This window comes from Halomicrococcus pelagicus (assembly GCF_050954125.1).
Map to the genome: position 1 here is coordinate 275451 of NZ_JBPBWC010000003.1, position 17725 is coordinate 293175.

At 67.3% G+C, this 17725-nt stretch carries 16 protein-coding genes, 1 other RNA gene and 1 pseudogene; 12 read left to right on the plus strand and 6 right to left on the minus strand.

Annotated features, from left to right (window positions below; translation table 11 throughout):
* Positions 1-38 precede the first annotated feature (38 nt).
* Both ACRYA2_RS09095 and ACRYA2_RS09100 read left to right on the plus strand, forming a co-directional pair.
* Entirely contained in the window at positions 39-440 is a 402-nt protein-coding gene (locus ACRYA2_RS09095; RefSeq protein ID WP_433626756.1) for a VanZ family protein, read from the plus strand.
* Positions 441-549: 109 nt separating this feature from the next.
* A complete protein-coding gene (locus ACRYA2_RS09100) occupies positions 550-930 on the plus strand; it encodes a DUF5811 family protein (RefSeq protein WP_433626759.1) in 381 nt (126 codons plus the stop codon).
* On the opposite strand, the gene ACRYA2_RS09105 is transcribed toward ACRYA2_RS09100, so the two are convergent.
* The 3 genes and pseudogenes from ACRYA2_RS09105 to infB all read right to left on the minus strand — a co-directional run bounded on the left by ACRYA2_RS09105 (position 911) and on the right by infB (position 4176).
* Complete coding sequence (locus ACRYA2_RS09105) at positions 911-1141, minus strand: DUF8015 family protein (protein WP_433626761.1); 231 nt, start codon at positions 1139-1141, stop codon at positions 911-913. The two genes, ACRYA2_RS09100 and ACRYA2_RS09105, sit on opposite strands and share 20 nt — an antisense overlap.
* 79 nt (positions 1142-1220) lie before the next feature.
* Positions 1221-2167 (minus strand): annotated as a pseudogene (locus tag ACRYA2_RS09110) (WD40/YVTN/BNR-like repeat-containing protein).
* 203 nt (positions 2168-2370) lie between these two features.
* Positions 2371-4176, minus strand: coding sequence for a translation initiation factor IF-2 (gene infB / locus ACRYA2_RS09115; protein WP_433626764.1), 1806 nt, complete (start codon positions 4174-4176; stop codon positions 2371-2373).
* Between the two features lie 206 nt (positions 4177-4382).
* Here infB and ACRYA2_RS09120 point away from each other — a divergent pair, with 206 nt between their 5' ends.
* Both ACRYA2_RS09120 and ACRYA2_RS09125 read left to right on the plus strand, forming a co-directional pair.
* Complete coding sequence (locus ACRYA2_RS09120) at positions 4383-4628, plus strand: PRC-barrel domain-containing protein (protein ID WP_113274938.1); 246 nt, start codon at positions 4383-4385, stop codon at positions 4626-4628.
* Positions 4629-5093, plus strand: coding sequence for an NOB1 family endonuclease (locus ACRYA2_RS09125; RefSeq protein ID WP_113274939.1), 465 nt, complete (start codon positions 4629-4631; stop codon positions 5091-5093).
* Positions 5094-5105: 12 nt separating this feature from the next.
* Here the strand turns inward: ACRYA2_RS09125 and ACRYA2_RS09130 are convergent, their stop codons facing one another.
* Together ACRYA2_RS09130 and ACRYA2_RS09135 are read right to left on the minus strand one after the other, a co-directional pair.
* Positions 5106-5864, minus strand: coding sequence for a CPBP family intramembrane glutamic endopeptidase (locus ACRYA2_RS09130; RefSeq protein ID WP_433626767.1), 759 nt, complete (start codon positions 5862-5864; stop codon positions 5106-5108).
* A 109-nt stretch (positions 5865-5973) separates the two neighbouring features.
* Positions 5974-6267 (minus strand): rhodanese-like domain-containing protein, encoded by a 294-nt coding sequence (locus tag ACRYA2_RS09135; RefSeq protein ID WP_433626770.1) that lies wholly within the window; start codon positions 6265-6267, stop codon positions 5974-5976.
* Between the two features lie 254 nt (positions 6268-6521).
* Here ACRYA2_RS09135 and ACRYA2_RS09140 point away from each other — a divergent pair, with 254 nt between their 5' ends.
* The 5 genes from ACRYA2_RS09140 (at position 6522) to ACRYA2_RS09160 (ending at position 14874) form a co-directional block, all read left to right on the plus strand.
* Positions 6522-9035: a DNA topoisomerase I gene (locus ACRYA2_RS09140; RefSeq protein WP_433626773.1), complete on the plus strand. Its 2514-nt coding sequence runs from the start codon at positions 6522-6524 to the stop codon at positions 9033-9035.
* Between the two features lie 70 nt (positions 9036-9105).
* The gene (locus tag ACRYA2_RS09145) at positions 9106-9828 is read left to right on the plus strand and encodes a phosphoglycerol geranylgeranyltransferase (protein WP_433626776.1); all 723 of its coding nucleotides are present in this window, start codon (positions 9106-9108) and stop codon (positions 9826-9828) included.
* A gap of 220 nt (positions 9829-10048) precedes the next feature.
* Positions 10049-11350, plus strand: coding sequence for an aspartate--tRNA(Asn) ligase (gene aspS / locus ACRYA2_RS09150; protein ID WP_433626779.1), 1302 nt, complete (start codon positions 10049-10051; stop codon positions 11348-11350).
* A gap of 202 nt (positions 11351-11552) precedes the next feature.
* Positions 11553-12005, plus strand: an RNA gene (gene rnpB / locus ACRYA2_RS09155) — RNase P RNA component.
* A gap of 364 nt (positions 12006-12369) precedes the next feature.
* Positions 12370-14874 carry a heavy metal translocating P-type ATPase gene (locus tag ACRYA2_RS09160; RefSeq protein WP_433626782.1) on the plus strand — a complete coding sequence of 835 codons (2505 nt, stop codon included), beginning with the start codon at positions 12370-12372 and terminating at the stop codon, positions 14872-14874.
* Between the two features lie 34 nt (positions 14875-14908).
* On the opposite strand, the gene ACRYA2_RS09165 is transcribed toward ACRYA2_RS09160, so the two are convergent.
* Positions 14909-15262, minus strand: coding sequence for a DUF7344 domain-containing protein (locus tag ACRYA2_RS09165; RefSeq protein ID WP_433626785.1), 354 nt, complete (start codon positions 15260-15262; stop codon positions 14909-14911).
* Between the two features lie 142 nt (positions 15263-15404).
* Here ACRYA2_RS09165 and ACRYA2_RS09170 point away from each other — a divergent pair, with 142 nt between their 5' ends.
* The 3 genes from ACRYA2_RS09170 to ACRYA2_RS09180 all read left to right on the plus strand — a co-directional run bounded on the left by ACRYA2_RS09170 (position 15405) and on the right by ACRYA2_RS09180 (position 17707).
* Entirely contained in the window at positions 15405-16055 is a 651-nt protein-coding gene (locus ACRYA2_RS09170) for a helix-turn-helix domain-containing protein (protein WP_433626788.1), read from the plus strand.
* Positions 16056-16184: 129 nt separating this feature from the next.
* Positions 16185-17156 carry a cation diffusion facilitator family transporter gene (locus ACRYA2_RS09175; RefSeq protein ID WP_433626790.1) on the plus strand — a complete coding sequence of 324 codons (972 nt, stop codon included), beginning with the start codon at positions 16185-16187 and terminating at the stop codon, positions 17154-17156.
* Between the two features lie 134 nt (positions 17157-17290).
* Complete coding sequence (locus tag ACRYA2_RS09180; RefSeq protein ID WP_433626793.1) at positions 17291-17707, plus strand: CBS domain-containing protein; 417 nt, start codon at positions 17291-17293, stop codon at positions 17705-17707.
* The last annotated feature ends 18 nt before the right edge of the window (positions 17708-17725 follow it).

A 17725-nucleotide genomic window follows, 5' to 3' on the forward strand; every position in this document is an offset into this window, starting at 1 on the left:
CCGAAACCTACTTTCGTGGCTGTCGTCACGTCCCAGAAGTGAAAGGTTCAGAACGCGTTCGGTTGGTCGTCGTCGCCCTCGTCGCCACGGTCCTCGCCTATTTCTCCCTTCTCGCAGCGCCGGACGTCGGCGTCGGTGCGGCCGGTCCGCTCGGGGTCGTCTCCCGGGACAAGTGGTTCCACGCGGCGGGGTACGCCACACTCGGTCTGGCGCTGGCGGCCGCGTTCCGGCGGCGAAGCGCCGTCGGGACCGCCGCGCTCGCCGCCGGCGGCGCCGTGGCCTACGGCGTGAGCATGGAACTACTCCAGGGGCCGCTGTCGGCGCGGACTCTCGACCCGCTCGACGCTACCGCGAACGCCGCGGGAGCGGTGCTGGCCGTGGCCTGCTGGTGGGCGCTCGGTCGCCGTCGGTCCGCCGCGTCCCCGTTCTCGCGGTCCTGAGGGAGACGACGAACGCCCTCGTTCGGCCCGTTTCGACGGTCGGTCGCCGCGGACTTCCGACGGCGACGGGTTTTTATCGTGGTCACCCATAACGGTGGGTATCGACCACATGAACGGAAACACCCCCTACGCCGGCGCTCCCGACGTCTCCGACGTTTCACTCGACGATCTCACTGCCGACCAGAAGCGTGCCCTCCGCGACAACGTGGCCGACATCGCCACGCTGACCCGGGAGTTCCTCCCGGACGAGTACGTCGTCGGCTCGAAGGTGACCACGAACGCGACGGGACCACAGGCCACTGTCTCCGTCCAGCCCCCCGTCGGTCGCCCCGTCAGTGCCGGGTTCGAACCCGACACCGGCGACCTGGACGGCGAGGACGCGCTCATCGGTGCGGACGAGCGCGACGAGGTCGCTCGCGGACTCGCGGCCAGCGCAGCCCTTCAGGTCAAGCAGGCGATGCAGAACAAGATCACGCCGACTGCCCGTTGATCGGCGGGTTACGGAAGACGGCGTCTGCGACCAGCAGCGCAGACACCACGCCCGCCGTGGTCACGCCGACTCGCAGCGGAACCGACAGCGTGATACCTGCGAACAGTCCGACCAGGAACGGGAGTGGGACCAGCAACAGGACGAGGTCGTAGTACGAGAACGTCCGCGTCCACCGGGCGATGCGACTACTGAATTTCGTGCGACCCGTCATTGTCCACCACCGTCTCGTACTTCTACCGCCGTCCACAAAAATATCACCCCTTACTTAAAGAAAGCGAGCGGTCGGTGACTCAGCGTTCGAGGACGATTCCGCCGGCACCGACCGCGACGTCGGTGTCACCCCGCACGACCGCCTTGAGGTTCTGGCCGGTCGGCGTCCGGTCCTGCGCCCACGTTCCGTTCGTCTGGTCGAAGAGCTTTCCGCCGCCGCCGACGGTGAATCCGTCGCCGTTCTCCAACTCGACGTCCCTCAGTCCGGCGTCACCGAGGTCGGTCGACCTCCACTGCGCACCGTCGTAGTGGAACACCTTCCCGCCGCCGCCGGACACCCGGACGTCGTCGAGAGCGTCGCTGTCCACGCCGTAGAACGTGACGTTGGCGTCGCCGATGCCGACGCCGTTCCAGGTCACCCCGTCCGTGGTCTGGAACACTCGACCGTTCGTGTCGACGGCGTGCCCCGCGCGCACATCGTGGAAGTCGACGGCGGAGACGGCGGAGCCGCTACCGGGGGTGACGTACTCCCACGTCTGGTCCTCGCCGTTCTCGAAACTGTAGTAGATCTTTCCCGAGTCGCCGGCGACGTAGACGTTCGCCTCGCCCGCCGGGCCGGTGACGGCCACGTCGTTGAAGTTGTTCGTGCTGTCCGTGGGCGCGGAGTGGCTCCGGAGGTCGCCGGTTTCGACGTCGTACTCGCCGACCGCACCACTCGCGCCGACGACCCAGAGGCGCTCGCCGTCGTCGGTCACGTCCGCGCCGTACAGCGAGTTACCGTTGCCCGTCACGCCGCCGTCGAACGCCGTCCGCCAGCCCTCGCCGGTTCGATGGAGGGCGACGCCGCCGGCACCGACCGCGTACGCCCGTCCGCGGTGTACTCCACGTCGTAGAGAGTGCTCGCCGTGGGCGTCTCCACGGTGGACCAGTCGCACTCGCTCGCACTCGCTGCAGGGACTGCACCGGCCGCGACGGCCGTACTCGACACCTGCAGGAAACGTCGTCTCGTTACGTCGTGTCCGTTCATCGTTCCGGTCGGCGGCAAGCGACGGCACCCATTTCAAACTGGAGCACCGTTCGCACTCTTCACACCTTTTAGAACCGGGTCAGGAACGCTGACACGTCCGGCAATCGGATTTTTCTCCATTCGAGGACCAGAAACCGAGTTCGATACGGAACGATAGATAAAAAATTAAGGCTCGAGCGGAGGCACCGACCCGTCCGCCGGGGTCACTTCCCCCAGAAGGGGTCGCGCTTGCGCTGCTTGTCCAGATACATCTGGAGCGCTTCGAGTTCGTCGACGGGGATGTCGTCGTCAAGTTCCTGCTCCAGTATCTTGGCGTGCTTCTCGGGAATCTCGATCCAGAGCTCGTCGCCCTCCTCTATCTGGCGGCCGACGGTCGGGCCGTCGATGGCGACGCTGACGCGGTTGCCGCTCCGGGCCTCGTCGACGTCCTCGCCCTGCTCCTGGATGCCCTTGATGGAGCCGACGCGCGTCGGCTGGTTCCCCTCGAACTTGGCGACGTTCGCGTTGTTCCGGACGGTCCCCGACAGCACCTCGACGCCGACGACCGCGGGGTCGTTCTGGCGGAACACGTGGTCTTCGAGGATGCGGAACCGGGCGGGTCGCGTGATGTTGTCGAGGACCGTCTGCTGCTGTGCGCGCTCCAGTTCGTCGACGTACTCCTCGAACTCCTCGACGAGCCGGTATATCACGTCGCGCTGGAAGAGGCGGACGCCCTGCTGGTCGGCCGCGTCCTCGGCGTCGGGGAGTATCCCGACGTTGAACGCCAGTATCGTCCGGTGTTTGTCCTCGTCGGCGGTCGTGGCGACGCTCACGTCCCGGGGCGCGACGTCGCCGACCTCGGCGCGCATGACCGGAATCTCGGCCTCCTCCAGCGCGCTCACGATGGCCTCGAGGCTCCCGAGCGTGTCGGCTTTCACGACGATACCTTCGTCCTGGGTCTCGACCTCGACTTCGGCGAGTTCGGCGCTGACCTCCTCGATGACGGCGTCTATCTCGCGGTCGCGGACCACCCGTACGGGCGCGCCCGCCATCGCCGCGTCGAGGTCGGGGGCGGCTATCTTCACGCCGGACGCGGCCGCGATGGAGTCGACCTGTTCGAAGCGGTCCTCGGTCCGGATTTCGGCGAGCGGCCGCGGTTTCAACAGCGCCCGCACGTCGGTGACGATGGGCTCGTTCGCCCCGCCGACGACGATGGTCTCGTCGGCCTCGACGGTGCCGTCGTACAGCACGACGTCGATGGTCGTCCCGAAGCCTTTCTCCTCTTTGACCTCGAGGACGGTGCCGGCCCCGGGGCCGGCGACGTCTATCTCCATGTCCTCGCGCATGTAGCGCTGAGCGAGCCCCATCAGCACGGTGAGCACGTCCGGGACGCCCTCGCCCGTCTCGGCGCTGACCGGGACGACGCCGACGTTGTTCTGGAAGTCCTGGACCCGCCAGTAGAGGTCGGCGGAGAAGCCGGCGTCGCTGAGTTCGCCGATGAGTTCGTACAGGCGCTCGTCCAGCGTCGACCGGGCGCGGTCGCTCTGGTCGTCGTAGGTCTGCTGGATGGGTGCGTTCTCGTTCGGCTTCCAGCCCGGCACCGTGTCTATCTTGTTCGCCGCGACGACGAACGGCGTCTGCGACTGGGCGAGGATGTTTATCGCCTCCTCGGTCTGGGGCTGGAACCCGTCGTTCACGTCGACGACGAGGATGGCGATGTCTGCCAGCGCCCCACCGCGCGACCGGAGCGTCGTGAACGAGTGATGGCCCGGCGTGTCGATGAACAGCAGGCCCGGCAGGTCGAAGTCCTCCGGGTCGACGAGCTGTCCGGCGACCTTCGACACCACGTCCAGCGGTACCGCGGTCGCGCCGATGTGCTGCGTAATCGCTCCCGCCTCGCCCTCGATGACCGTCGAGCCACGGATCTTGTCGAGCAGACTCGTCTTGCCGTGGTCGACGTGCCCGAGGACCGCGACTATCGGCGTCCTGAGGGAGCGCGTGTCGTTCCGTGAGGGGTCGGTGTCAGACATAGCTACCACCCGGGAGAAGTTCTTATCGGAGAACAACCGCGCACGGCATTTAACTCCATCGTCACGAACCAGCGCGCTCCGGCGTGGACGGCGGGAACGTTCGTGCGCGACGAGATGTTCGACGCGGTTCGGCGGCGGACGTGGGCGTCCCGGCGAGATGCGGAAACCCCGTGGAGTTTATATATGAGCAATCGGTAACGGCACGTATGCCGGACATACTCGCGGAGAACCTCTCGGGGAAGGCCGTCATGGGGTCTGACGGTACGGAACTGGGAATGCTTTACAACATCACGGTGAACCTGAAGACGGGGAAACTCGCGGACCTCGTCATCGAACCCGACGAACGCATCGACGCGGAAAGCACCGACCTTGCCGTCGACGAGGAGGGGAACTTCGAACTCCCAGTCGAACGCGTCCAGGCGGTCAAAGATTACATCGTCGTCCAGCGGTAAATGTACGTTCTAGACGCCTCAGCTTTTATCAACGAGTACCACACCACCGAACAGACGGCCTCGATTCCGATGGTCCAGGAGGAACTGGAGGGCGAACACGCCTTCCGGTTCGACGCCATGGAAGGGTCGGGGATGCACATCCACATCCCCCAGGAGGCCGCGGTCGAGAAGGTCGGGCGGGCGGCCCGGGAGACCGGCGACTTCGACGAACTCTCGGACACCGACGTTCGCCTCATCGCCGCGACGTTCGAACTCGACGGGACGCTGGTCACCGACGACTACGCGATGCAGAACGTCGCCGAGCGCATGGACATCGCCGTGGAGGTGATCGCCCAGGACGGCATCGAGGAGCAACGCGAGTGGCTGTTCCAGTGCCAGGGCTGCGGGCGGGAGTTCGACGAGAACAAGCCTCGCTGTCCCATCTGTGGCAGCGAACTCTCGCGGAAGAACCCCTCGAACGCCTGAGAGCGGCGGAAATCAGACCATACTGACGTACATCGCGGCGAAGATGATAGCGTCGAAGGTGCCGTGGACGAGCGCGGACACCGTCAGGTTCCCGGTGCGCAGGTAGAGGAAGCCGAGGACGAGCGAGAGCAGGAAGATGATGACCAGCGTCCCCGCCGTCGCGGCGAGCGTCGACCCGATGGCGTACGCGGGGATGTGCGCCAGCGCGAAGATGGCGCTGGCGACGACCAGCGCACCGCGCTTGGAGAACGTGTCGTAGAGCGACTTCTGGATGATGTTGCGGTACAGCAGCTCCTCACCCGGGCCGATCAGCAGCCACGACGCCGGGATGAGGACGAGGAGCATCTGGGGGTTGCCCTGCTGGGCGGTCTGTTCGATGCTGTGGTCGGCGGTCTGGACGCCGACCTGGGTGAGGACGACGGCGACGGCGACCTGGAGGACGAACAGCGCGACGACGCCCCCGACCGCGTATCCGAGACCGCGCCAGTCCGGCACCCGGAAGTCGAGGTACGACAGCCCCATCCCCCGACCGAGCAGGAACAGGAGCGCGACCGACCCGGTTCCGAGCCCGAGCGCCACCGCCGACAGTCCGAGGCGCAGGTTCGGGCCGACGTCGCCGAAGACGCCGAGCAGTATCGTCGTCCAGACGGCGATAGCCAGCAGCCCCGACAGCCCCAGCGCGCCGCTCCGCAGGACGGCGAAGACCATACTGGCGACGCTTCGCGACTGGCGAGCGTCCCCGCTTGCCCCGGTCGCCGTGCCATCTGTCATGGTCGCAGCCACGGCCCCGTCGGCTAAAGTCCCTGCGACTGCTGCTCGACGCGATGACGACGCCGCCGTGGTCGATCGGGGGCCCGTCGGCGTCGAACCGTCCGGCGTCCTACTCCAGCGGCCCGTCCCAGGCCTCGTATCCGCCGGCCATGCTCGCCACGTCGGCGTCGCTGTAGTGGTCGATGAGGCGGGCGGCCTGCACGGAGCTCTCGCCGATGTAACAGGCGACGACGACCTCGTCGTCCCAGTCCCGCGTTTCGACGGCCCCCTCTATCTCGTCCAGCGGGACGTTCTCCGCGCCGGGGAGGTGGCCGTCTGCGTAGGCGTCGGGGTCGCGGATGTCCACGACCTGGAGGTCGTCGAGCCGTCCTCTGACTTCCTCGGTGGAGAGTTCGTCGACCATCACGACCTCCGGAGGAACACGCGATAGAAGCCGTCGCCGCGACGGAGAATAGACAGCTGTCTGACTCGTGGGGCGTCGAACCACGGTCGCTCTCGTCCCCTCGCGGGCGCTTCGTCGCTCGTCGCGCCGGACGGCCGCTCTCGCCGCCGAGCCGTCGTCGCTCGCCGTCCGCGGGTCCCGGCGAAACGTTTACCAGCGCAGTGACCTTACCGGAGGCCGATGACTGCTGGGACACGAGACGGGGGTGAGCCGTAGTGGAACTCATCGTCACCGAGAAGAACAACGCCGCTCGGCGAATCGCCGACATCCTGAGCGGCGACACCGCCGAGACCGAGCGACGCAACGGGGTCAACGTCTACAAGTGGGGCGGCAAGCGCTGTATCGGGCTCTCCGGCCACGTCGTCGGCGTGGACTTCCCCGAGGAGTACAGCGACTGGCGCAACGTCGAACCCGTCGAACTCATCGACGCCGACGTCGAGAAGAAGCCGACGAAGGAGAACATCGTCCGGACCCTGCGGCTGCTGGCCCGCGACGCAGACACCGTCACCATCGCGACGGACTACGACCGGGAGGGCGAACTCATCGGCAAGGAGGCGTACGAACTCGTCCGCGAGGTCAACGAGGACGTGCCCGTCCGTCGCGTCCGGTTCTCCTCCATCACCGACAACGAGGTCACGTCGGCGTTCGAGAACCCGGACGACATCGACTTCGACCTCGCCGCCGCCGGGGAGGCCCGGCAGGTCATCGACCTCGTCTGGGGCGCGGCGCTCACCCGATTTCTCTCCCTCTCGGCGCGACAGCTCGGCGACGACTTCATCAGCGTCGGCCGGGTCCAGAGCCCGACGCTGAAGCTCATGGTCGACCGCGAGCGCGAGATACAGGCGTTCGAGCCGGACGACTACTGGGAGCTGTTCGCCGACCTGCTGAAAGCCGACACGGAGTTCGAGGCGCAGTACTTCTACCGCGACGAGGACGGCAACGAGGCCGAGCGCGTCTGGAACGAGGACGACGCGAAATCGGCGTTCGAGACGCTGCAGTCGGCCGCCGAGGCGACCGTCGAGCGCGTCTCACGACGCACCCGGACCGACGACCCGCCCGCGCCGTTCAACACCACGCAGTTCATCCGCGCCGCCGGCAGCCTCGGCTACTCCGCCCAGCGCGCGATGAGCGTCGCCGAGGACCTCTACACCGCCGGGTACGTCACCTACCCCCGGACCGACAACACCGTCTACCCCGACGACCTGGACCCGGAGGAACTCCTGGAGACGTTTTCGAGCGACTACCACTTCGGCGACGACGCCGACTCGTTGCTCGACGCCGACGAAATCGAGCCGACCGAGGGCAACGAGGAGACGACCGACCACCCGCCCATCCACCCGACCGAGGACGTGCCGACGAAGGGCGAACTCGGCGACGACGAGTGGGAGATATACGAACTCGTCGTCCGGCGGTTCTTCGCCACCGTCGCCGACGCCGCGAAGTGGGAGCACCTGAAGGTCGTCGCCGACGCGTCCGGCCTCTCGCTGAAGTCCAACGGCAAGCGCCTGCTGGAGGAGGGCTACCACGCGGTCTACCCCTACTTCAACACCAGCGAGAACTACGTGCCGGACGTCGAGGAGGGCGAGCGACTGTCCGTCACCGACGCCCGGTTCGAGGAGAAACAGACCCAGCCGCCGCGCCGGTACGGCCAGTCGCGGCTCATCGAGAAGATGGAGACGATGGGCATCGGGACGAAGAGTACGAGACACAACACCATCCAGAAGCTGTACGACCGCGGCTACCTGGAGGGCGACCCGCCCCGCCCGACGCGGCTCGCGGAGGCCGTCGTGTCGGCGGCCGAGGACTACGCCGACCTCGTCGTTAGCGAGACGATGACCCGCGAACTCGAACAGGACATGACCGCCATCGCGGAGGGGGAGGCCGACCTCGACGACGTGGCCGACGAGTCCCGGGAGATGCTCGAACAGGTGTTCGACGAACTGGAGGAGTCCCGCGAGGACATCGGCGACCAGCTCCAGCAGTCGCTGAAGGAGGACAAGATTCTGGGACCGTGTCCGGAGAGCGGCGACGACCTGCTCGTCCGCCAGAGCCGCAACGGTTCGTACTTCGTCGGCTGCGACGGCTACCCCGACTGCACGTACACGCTCCCGCTCCCGAACAAGGGCAAACCGCTCATCCTGGAGGAGACCTGCGACGACCACGAGCTACGAGAGGTGAAGATGCTCGCCGGTCGTCAGACGTTCGTTCACGGCTGTCCGCTCTGCAAGGCCGAGGAGGCCGAGGAGGAGGAAGACGAAGTCATCGGCGTCTGTCCCGAGTGCGGGGAGGACGCTGGGTCGGAGGAGCAAGGAGGCGAGGGCGGCGAACTCGCCATCAAGCATCTCCAGAACGGTTCGCGGCTCGTCGGTTGCACCCGGTACCCGGACTGCGACTACTCGCTACCGCTGCCGCGCCGGGGCGACATCGAGGTGACCGACGAGCGCTGTGAGGACCACGACCTGCCGGAACTGGTCGTCCACAGCGGCGACGAGCCCTGGGAACTCGGCTGTCCCATCTGCAACTACCAGGAGTACCAGGAGCGCCAGAACGAGTCGGGCACCGACCTCGAAGCCATCGACGGCATCGGTGCGAAGACCGCCGAGAAGCTCTCCCAGGCCGGCATCGAGAGCGTCGACGACCTCAAAGACGCCGAAGTCGAGACCGTCGCGTCGGAAGTGAGCGGCGTCAGCGAGGACAGACTTCGGGGTTGGCAGGCGAAGGCGGACTGACTCCCCGTTCGCGGTCGTAGCGAAAGGTGGTTTCGAAGCTGTTATAGCCCGCAATTATGTACGGAGAGCTATGACCGCGCCCTGGAACGACTGGAACCACATCGTCAAACTGGACCCGGACAAGACGCTCGTCGAGGGGGAGACGTTCGAGGACGTCTGTGAAACCGGCACCGACGCGCTGGAGATCGGCGGCACGCTCGACATGACCGCCGACAAGATGCAGCGGGTCATCGACGCCTGCGCAAAGTACGACGTGCCGGTGTACCAGGAGCCGAGCAATCCGGCGGTCGTCGTGGACGACGACGCTCTCGACGGCTACCTCGTTCCCATCGTCCTCAACGCCGGTGAGGTGTCCTGGATTACGGGCGCTCACAAGGAGTGGGCCCGCATCGACGACGTCGACTGGGAGAAGACGACCACGGAGGCGTACGTCGTCATGAACCCCGACGCGAGCGTCGCCGACCTCACTGGAGCCAACTGCGACCAGACGCCCGAGGACGTCGCCGCGTACGCCGAAATCGCCGAACACATGCTCGGCCAGGAGATCGTGTACGTCGAGTACTCGGGCACGTTCGGCGACCCCGAGGTCGTCGCGGCCGCCCAGGACTCGCTCGACGAGGCGACGCTGTTCTACGGGGGCGGCATCCGGGATTACGAGTCGGCGCACACGATGGCGCAGTACGCCGACACCGTCGTCGTCGGCGACCTCGTCCACGACGAAGGCGTCGACGCCGTCCGCGAGACGGTCGAGGGCGCGCGCGACGCCATCCACGCCCCGGCCGAGTCCGCCTAGACGTCCCAGTGACCGACCCCCAGGGCCTTTTCCGACCGCCGTCTTCGCCCGGATCGGCCGCTCTTCGCCGCGTCGACCGGAGCGACGGGGAGCGGCGTCCGCGGCCGCTTGGTATTTGTCGCTCGCGAGCGCGCCCGCGACCGTGACGGTCGGCGTCGGGAGCCTCCGTCCGGGGACGGAAATGAGGGCGTTTAAGACCGCGCCGGAAGAACGACGCCGTATGCAGAACCGAACCTACACTGCCGACGCCGAGCCCGGCGAGACGGCGACCATCGCCGGCTGGGTGCACGAGATTCGCGACCTCGGCGGCATCGCCTTCCTCATCGTCCGGGACGCGACCGGCAAGATTCAGGTCAAGTTCGAGAAGGACGAGATGGACGACGAACTGGTCGAGACCGGACTGGACGTCAACCGCGAGAGCGTCGTCACGGTGACCGGCGACGTGGAGGAGGAAGAGCGCGCGCCGACCGGCGTCGAGGTCGTTCCGAGCGAACTCGAGGTCGTCGCCGACGCCGAACCCGAACTGCCGCTGGACCCCAGCGGCAAGGTCGACGCCGACCTCTCGACGCGGCTCGACAACCGCACGCTCGACCTCCGCAAGGAGGAGGTCAAGGCCATCTTCGAGATTCGCGCCGAACTGCTGCGCTCAGTGCGCGACCAGTTCCGCGACCTCGGCTGTACCGAAATCAACACGCCGAAGATCGTCGCGACCGGCACGGAAGGCGGTACGGAGCTGTTCCCCATCACGTACTTCGGCCGCGAGGCGTTCATGAACCAGAGCCCGCAGCTGTTCAAACAGCTGATGGTCGGCTCCGGTCTGGAGCGCGTCTTCGAGGTCGGCCCCATCTTCCGCGCCGAGGAGCACAACACGCCCCGGCACCTGAACGAGGCGACCTCCATCGACTTCGAGTCGGCGTTCTACGACCACGAGGACGCGATGGACGCCTGCGAGGCGGTCGTGAAGGCGGCCTACGAGGGCGTCGCCGAGAACTGCCAGCGGGAGCTCGAACTGCTGGGCTACGACGACTTCGGGGTACCTGACGGCGACTTCCCCCGGCTCTCCTACGAGGAGGCCATCGAGCGCATCAATGCCACGGGCGAACTCGACGAACAGCTCGTCTGGGGCGACGACCTGCCCACCGAGGGCGAGAAGGCGCTCGGCGAGGACGTCGGCAGTCACTACTTCATCACCGACTGGCCGAGCGAGATCAAGCCGTTCTATATCAAGGACCACGACAACGACGAGCAGCTCTCGACCGGCTTCGACCTGATGCACCCCCGGATGGAACTCGTCTCGGGCGGCCAGCGTGAACACCGCTACGACCACCTCGTAGACGGGTTCGAACAGCAAGGGCTCGACCCCGAGCAGTTCGACTACTACACGAAGATGTTCAAGTACGGGATGCCGCCCCACGCCGGCTGGGGACTCGGCGGCGAGCGCCTCGTCATGACGATGCTTGGCCTCGACAACATCCGCGAGGCCGTGCTGTATCCGCGGGACCGACAGCGGCTTTCGCCGTAGCCGCCGAGCGGACGCTCGTCACGAGCGTAGCGAAGCGACGGCGTACCCCCACGACCGCCGGCGTCTCTCGCCCCGCGAACTGACCCTTTCTCTCCGCGCTCTCGCCGTCGGACGCCTCCCTACGGCCGGTCGCGTGAGGGCCGTGGCGGTCGTTTTTCCGGACAATCGAACCTCTTAAACCGCCACGCGACGTAGCTAGAATGGCAGAGGGAGCCCGGTTCCCGCGGTGGACGCGGCCTCGCCGCGTCGTACGGTGTCGGCCTCGCCGGCACCCACGTGAGGAAAGTCCCCCCACCGTCTGGGCAGGCGACCGGGCGCAAGCCCGGAGTGGGAGACCACTGGCTCTGGAACAGAAACGAGACCCCTCCGCGCGACCGATGAGGTGCGCGAACCGACCCGCGAGGGAAGGGAGTCGACCCACCGAGGGCTCTTCCGCGTCTTCGACGCGGCGACCGCGGAGAAGGGATGGAACGGCGAATCCTCGCCGGTGCAAGTCCGCGCCACTATGGTAGCCCGGACGCCCGCCAGACGGCGGGCCTCCGTGGCGTTCGGCGACGCCGTCGGAACTCTCCGGCGAGTCTCCGGACGCCCGGAGACGGTGCGGACGCTCAGCCGAATGCCGGGCCGAACAGAAGGGGGCTTACTCCCCTCAGCCGTGTTTAGATGCCGAGCGCGAACGCGAGGAGCGCGACGCCTACCAGCAGTTCAAGTGCGACCACTAGAAGGGCTGCGCTGACTTTCACGGTCTTCAGACGGCCAGTTGCGGTGCTCATGTCTCGTCCATCGTTTCGACCGGACCATCAATAAGTGAGAACGATGGTTGACGACCGTTTCCTCTCCTAACACGAAGTTAACGATGTGAACAGAGCTGAACTGTCGCTGCTCGTCTCGTTCGAACTCGTTCCATCGTCCGTTACGTCCGGGTTGTTAAATAGGGGTCTCCTAATTATTAGAAACTCACATTCGAGGCCGGATTCGTGGTAGCGACATTAATAACTCCTCGGCGATTACGTTCGAATATGAGCGACACAGACGGAACGGAGACGGTTCGTCTCTCGGTTCCGGACATGGACTGTCCGTCCTGCGCCGGGAAGGTGACCGGGAGCGTCGAGTCCGTCGAGGGCGTCGCGGACGCCGACGCGCAGGTTACGGCGGGCCGACTCGTCGTCGGCTACGACCCCGACCGGACCGACTCCGCCGCAATCCGAGAAGCGGTCGAGAGCGCCGGTTACGCGGTCGAAAACGGCGGTGAAGAGACGCTCTCGGTGCCGGGCATGGACTGCCCCTCCTGCGCGGGCAAGGTCGAGAACGCGCTCGACGGCGTGGACGGCGTCGCCGGGTACGAGACGCGACCGGCGACCGGGACGGTGGTCGTCGAGTCCGCGGAGGCCTCCCGCTCGGACCTCGTGACGGCCGTCGAGGGTGCGGGCTACGAGGTGGCCGACCCGGCCGGCGACGACGCGAGCACGGCCGGCGTCGGGTCGCCGGACTCGGTGTGGACGAGTCCCCGGGCGCTGAAGACGTGGGCCGGCGCGGCGCTGCTCGTCGCGGCGCTCGTCCTGCACTTTTCCTCCCTCGCGAACCCGGAACTCTTCACTGTCGGCAGCGTCACGCTCACCGTCGCCGACGCCGCGTTCCTGCTGGCGACTGCCTCCGGCGGCCAGGCCGTGCTTCGGAACGGCTACTACTCCGTGAAGAACGCGAGCCTCGACATCGACCTGCTGATGAGCGCCGGCATCGTCGGCGCGCTTGCGGTCGGCCTCTACCTCGAGGCGGCGACGCTCGCGGTGCTTTTCAGCGTCGCGGAACTCCTAGAGCGGTACTCGATGGACCGCGCCCGCGACTCGCTGCGCGAACTGATGGAACTCTCGCCGGACACGGCCACCGTGGTCCGCGACGGCGAGGAGGAGACGGTTCCCGTCGAGGCGGTCCGGCCCGGCGAGACGGTGGTCGTCCGGCCCGGCGAGAAGGTGCCGGTCGACGGCGTCGTGCGGGAGGGAGCGAGCGCGGTCGACCAGTCGCCGATAACGGGCGAGAGCGTCCCGGTCGAGAAGAACGAGGGCGACGAGGTGTTCGCCGGCACCGTCAACGAGGAGGGGTACCTCGAGGTCGAGGCGACCGCGGAGGCCGACGAGACGACCATCTCGCGCATCGTCGAACTGGTCGGCGACGCCGAGCAGTCTCGCACCCAGCACGAGCAGTTCGTGGACCGGTTCGCCAGCTACTACACCCCCGCCGTGGTCGCGATGGCCGTCCTGACGGTCGCGGTGCCGCCCCTCCTCTGGAGCGCGCCGTTCGAGACGTGGTTCGTCCGGGGACTGACGCTGCTAGTCGTCGCCTGTCCCTGCGCGTTCGTCATCAGCACTCCGGTCAGCGTCGTCTCGGGCATCACCAGCGCGGCGCGCAACGGCGTGCTCGTGAAGGGCGGTAACCACCTCGAGGCGATGGGCGAACTCGACAACGTTGCGGTGGACAAGACCGGGACGCTGACGAAGGGCGAACTCGCGGTGACCGACGTGGTTCCGCTGAACGGCAACGACGAGGCGGACGTGCTCCGCTGCGCGCACGGCCTCGAACGGCGCAGCGAACACCCCATCGCCGAGGCCGTCGTCGACTACGCTACCGAGACGGTCGGCCGCGACGAGCGCCCGGTCGAGAACTTCGAGAACCTACCCGGCAAGGGCGTCAAAGCCGACGTCGACGGCGTCACCCACTACGTCGGCAAGCCCGGCCTGTTCGCCGACCTCGGTTTCGACCTCGGACACACCCACCTCACCACGGACGGCGGGGCGGTCGTCTCCGACGACCCGGCCGACGACGGACCGATCGTCGCGGCGGACGAGGCTGGCGGCATCTGCGAGGACCGCGACGACTGTCTGGACCTGCTCGGCGACGCCGTCCCGCGGCTCCAGCGGGAGGGCAAGACCATCGTGCTGGTCGGCACCGAGGAGGAACTGGAGGGCGTCATCGCCGTCGCCGACGAAGTGCGCCCCGGCGCGAGCGAGGCGGTCGCGCGCCTCCACGACCTCGGCATCGAGCGCGTCGTCATGCTCACGGGCGACAACGAGGGTACCGCTCGCGCCATCGCTGAGCGGGTGGGCGTCGACGAGTACCGCGCCGAACTCCTGCCCGAGGAGAAGGTCGAAGCGGTCGAGGAACTCGCAGACGACGGCGTGGCGATGGTCGGTGACGGCGTCAACGACGCGCCCGCGATGGCCGCCGCGACGGTCGGCGTCGCGATGGGCGCTGCCGGCACCGACACCGCCATCGAGACGGCCGACGTGGCGCTGCTCGGCGACGACCTCCGGAAACTGCCGTACCTCCGGGACCTCGCCCGGAAGGCCAACCGCGTCATCCGCCAGAACGTCTGGTCCAGCCTCGCGGTGAAGGCAGTCCTCGCCGCCGGCGCGCCGCTCGGCCTCGTCAGCGTCGCGGCCGCCATCGTCGTCGGCGACATGGGCATGAGCCTCACCGTCACCGGCAACGCGATGCGACTCGCCGGCGTGAGTCCCGACGACGAGTGAGGAAGGGGCCGTCTGCGGTCGCTCGTTCTCGGAATCAGTTCGAACTCGCCGCCCGGAGCTCAGGTATCGCCTCGTCGGGGTCGAACGCCTCGCAGAGGCTCGCTATCGCGCAGTCGGCGCACCGAACCGTCCCCGCCCCGTCGTACTCGACGAGACCGACGTCCTCCATCTTCGGCAGGTGGGCGTGGTGGAGTTCGGCCCTGATACGGGTGCGACGCTCCCCGGACCCCTCCCCCGCTTTCGATTCTCGCTTCGTAACTTGGTCGACGAGTTCCTCCAACGAGAACGCCGTCTTCTCCGTCTTCACGACGTGAAGGCAGAGGTGCCGCCGTCGCTCGTCGCTGAAGAGGCCGAACAACCCGTCGATGGTCTTCGAATCACTGGTCACTCGTTCTCACTATTCCGGGAGTGGGTCCTGGAGAGGATAACGAGTCGGCGTAAATATTCACGGTCTTTTTAACGTCGCAACGACAAATGTTACCACTCCACAAATAATTTTGGCCTCCGCGACCGTACTGTAGGTAACCACGATGATACTCGTCGAATTCGGACTCGACTACCCGATTCTCCGCGAAGCACTCGAACGGGCCCCCGAGATGGAAGTCACGTGGAAGCGGTCGGACAAGTCCGAGGGAGGGAGACACCGGATTCTCCTCTGGACGGAGGGTGGCGACTTCGAGGCGTTCGAGGAGGGCGCCGAAGACGACCCCACCGTCTCCACCGTTTCGCCTGTCGTCGAGGTCGGTTCGCAGCGGCTATACAGGACCGAACTGGGCGAGGAAGGGCGACGAAAGAGCGTGTATCCGCTCCTCGTCGAGCAGGCGAGCATCCTCCAGCACGTCACCGCGACCCACGAGGGCTGGGAGTTTCGCGTGGGGTTCCCCGACAAGACCGCATTCGGTCGGTTCCACGATTTCTGTCGAAGTAACGACCTGGGATGCGACGTGTATCGATTCTACGAGGAGCGAGGGAACGTCGACACGCCCCGGTTCGGGTTGACGGACGCCCAACGGGAGACGCTCGTCACGGCCGTCGACTGCGGGTATCTGGAGATTCCGCGGGAGAGTTCGCTCGCCGACCTCAGCGACCACTTCGACATCTCCGAGACCGCGGCCTCGGAGCGGTTCCGTCGCGGAGTAAAACGGCTCGTCGAGACCACGGTGTACACCGACGCCGGCTAGTCGCACGCACCGAGCGCCGGGTCGATAGCTCGCCCGGTAGTCGTACTGCGGTCGCGTTCTCGGGCGTCCGTTCCGGTTCTGGGGGCCGTGCCACCAACTACTGAAAGCCTCCGGCCCGTACTCCCGACGATGGCAGGTGACCGCGACGACGAGGAGACCCGTGACGCTGCCCACGGCCACCGCGCCGACGAACGCGACGCGGAAGAGGGCGCGGGTCACGCCCACGACTCGGGATTCCGCGAACTCGCGCTGGCCCTGGGCATCAACACCGTCTTCTTCGTCGTCGAACTCGTCGGCGCGCTGTACGCCGACTCGCTGGCCCTGTTCGCGGACGCGGTGCACATGCTCGCCGACAGCGCCAGCCTCGCGCTCGCGCTGGTCGCCGCGTGGGTCGCGGGACGGCCCGCCGATGCACGGCGGACCTACGGCTACCAGCGCGCGGAGGTGCTCGGCGCGTTCGCCAACGGCGTCCTGCTCGTCGCCGCCGTGGGATACGTCCTCTTCGACGCCGTTCGTCGGTTTCAGGACCCCCGGCCCGTGGACGCCCCGGTCGTCGCGGTCGTCGGCCTCGTCGGTCTCGTCGCCAATCTGGCGGCGGCGTGGGTGCTCGCGGACCGGCGCGACGTTCTGAACGTCGAAGGAGCCTTCCTCCACCTGCTCGCGGACGCCGCGGGCAGCGTCGCCGCCGTCGTGGTCGGCGTCGCGCTCGTCTACACCGACCTGTACGTGCTCGACCCCGTCGCCGCCCTGCTGGTGGCCGTGCTCGTCCTCTACTCGGTCCGCGACCTCCTCTCCGACAGCCTGAACATCCTCCTCCAGGGAGCGCCCGGAGACGTCCCCGTCGACGAGGTGCGGCGCTACATCGAGGGTATCGAGGGGGTTACGGACGCGCACGACGTCCACGTCTGGGCGCTCGGGTCGACCCAGTACACCCTCTCGGCGCACGTCGTCGTCGCGGAGGGCGTCGACTCAGACGCGGTGCTCCGGCGCTGCCAGTCGGACCTCGCCGACCGGTTCGGCATCGACCACGCCACCCTCCAGGTCGAGTCGCCCTCCTACGCCCACACCGTCGACTTCGACTGTTACGCCGACGAGCGCTGAGAAACGCCCGCTCGGTTCGGTCGATGCGCCGGTCCGACGGGCGACGGCCCTGCCGCAGGGACTCGCGGAACTGGCGTCGGCGAGGGCCGTCGCACTTAGGGACTTCACCGTCGTGGGCTAGAGCGAGGGATTCCATGCCAGTCAGTGACATCGCGGTCACGGAGGTCGTAACGGCAGACCGGAACACGGCGGTCACGGCCATCGCGGCCCGGATGGAGGAGGCGAACGTCGGGAGCGTGCTCGTCCTGGAGGAGAGCGACCTCGTCGGCATCGTAACGGACCGAGAGATAGCTCTCTCGCTCGCGGACGACCCGGACGCCACGGACCGCACCGCGGACGAGGTGATGACCGAGGACCCGGTGACGGTTCCGTCCGACGCGAGCGTCACCGAACTGGTCCGGCGGATGGAAGACGCGGGCGTCCGCCGGATGCCGGTCGTCGACGACGGCGACCTGACGGGCATCGTCACGCTCGACGACGTGCTGGTGTTGCTCACCGGGGAGTTCGACGACGTCGTCGAGGTCGTGAAACGCCAGTCGCCGCGGTTCTGAGACCGCCGGACGCGGAGT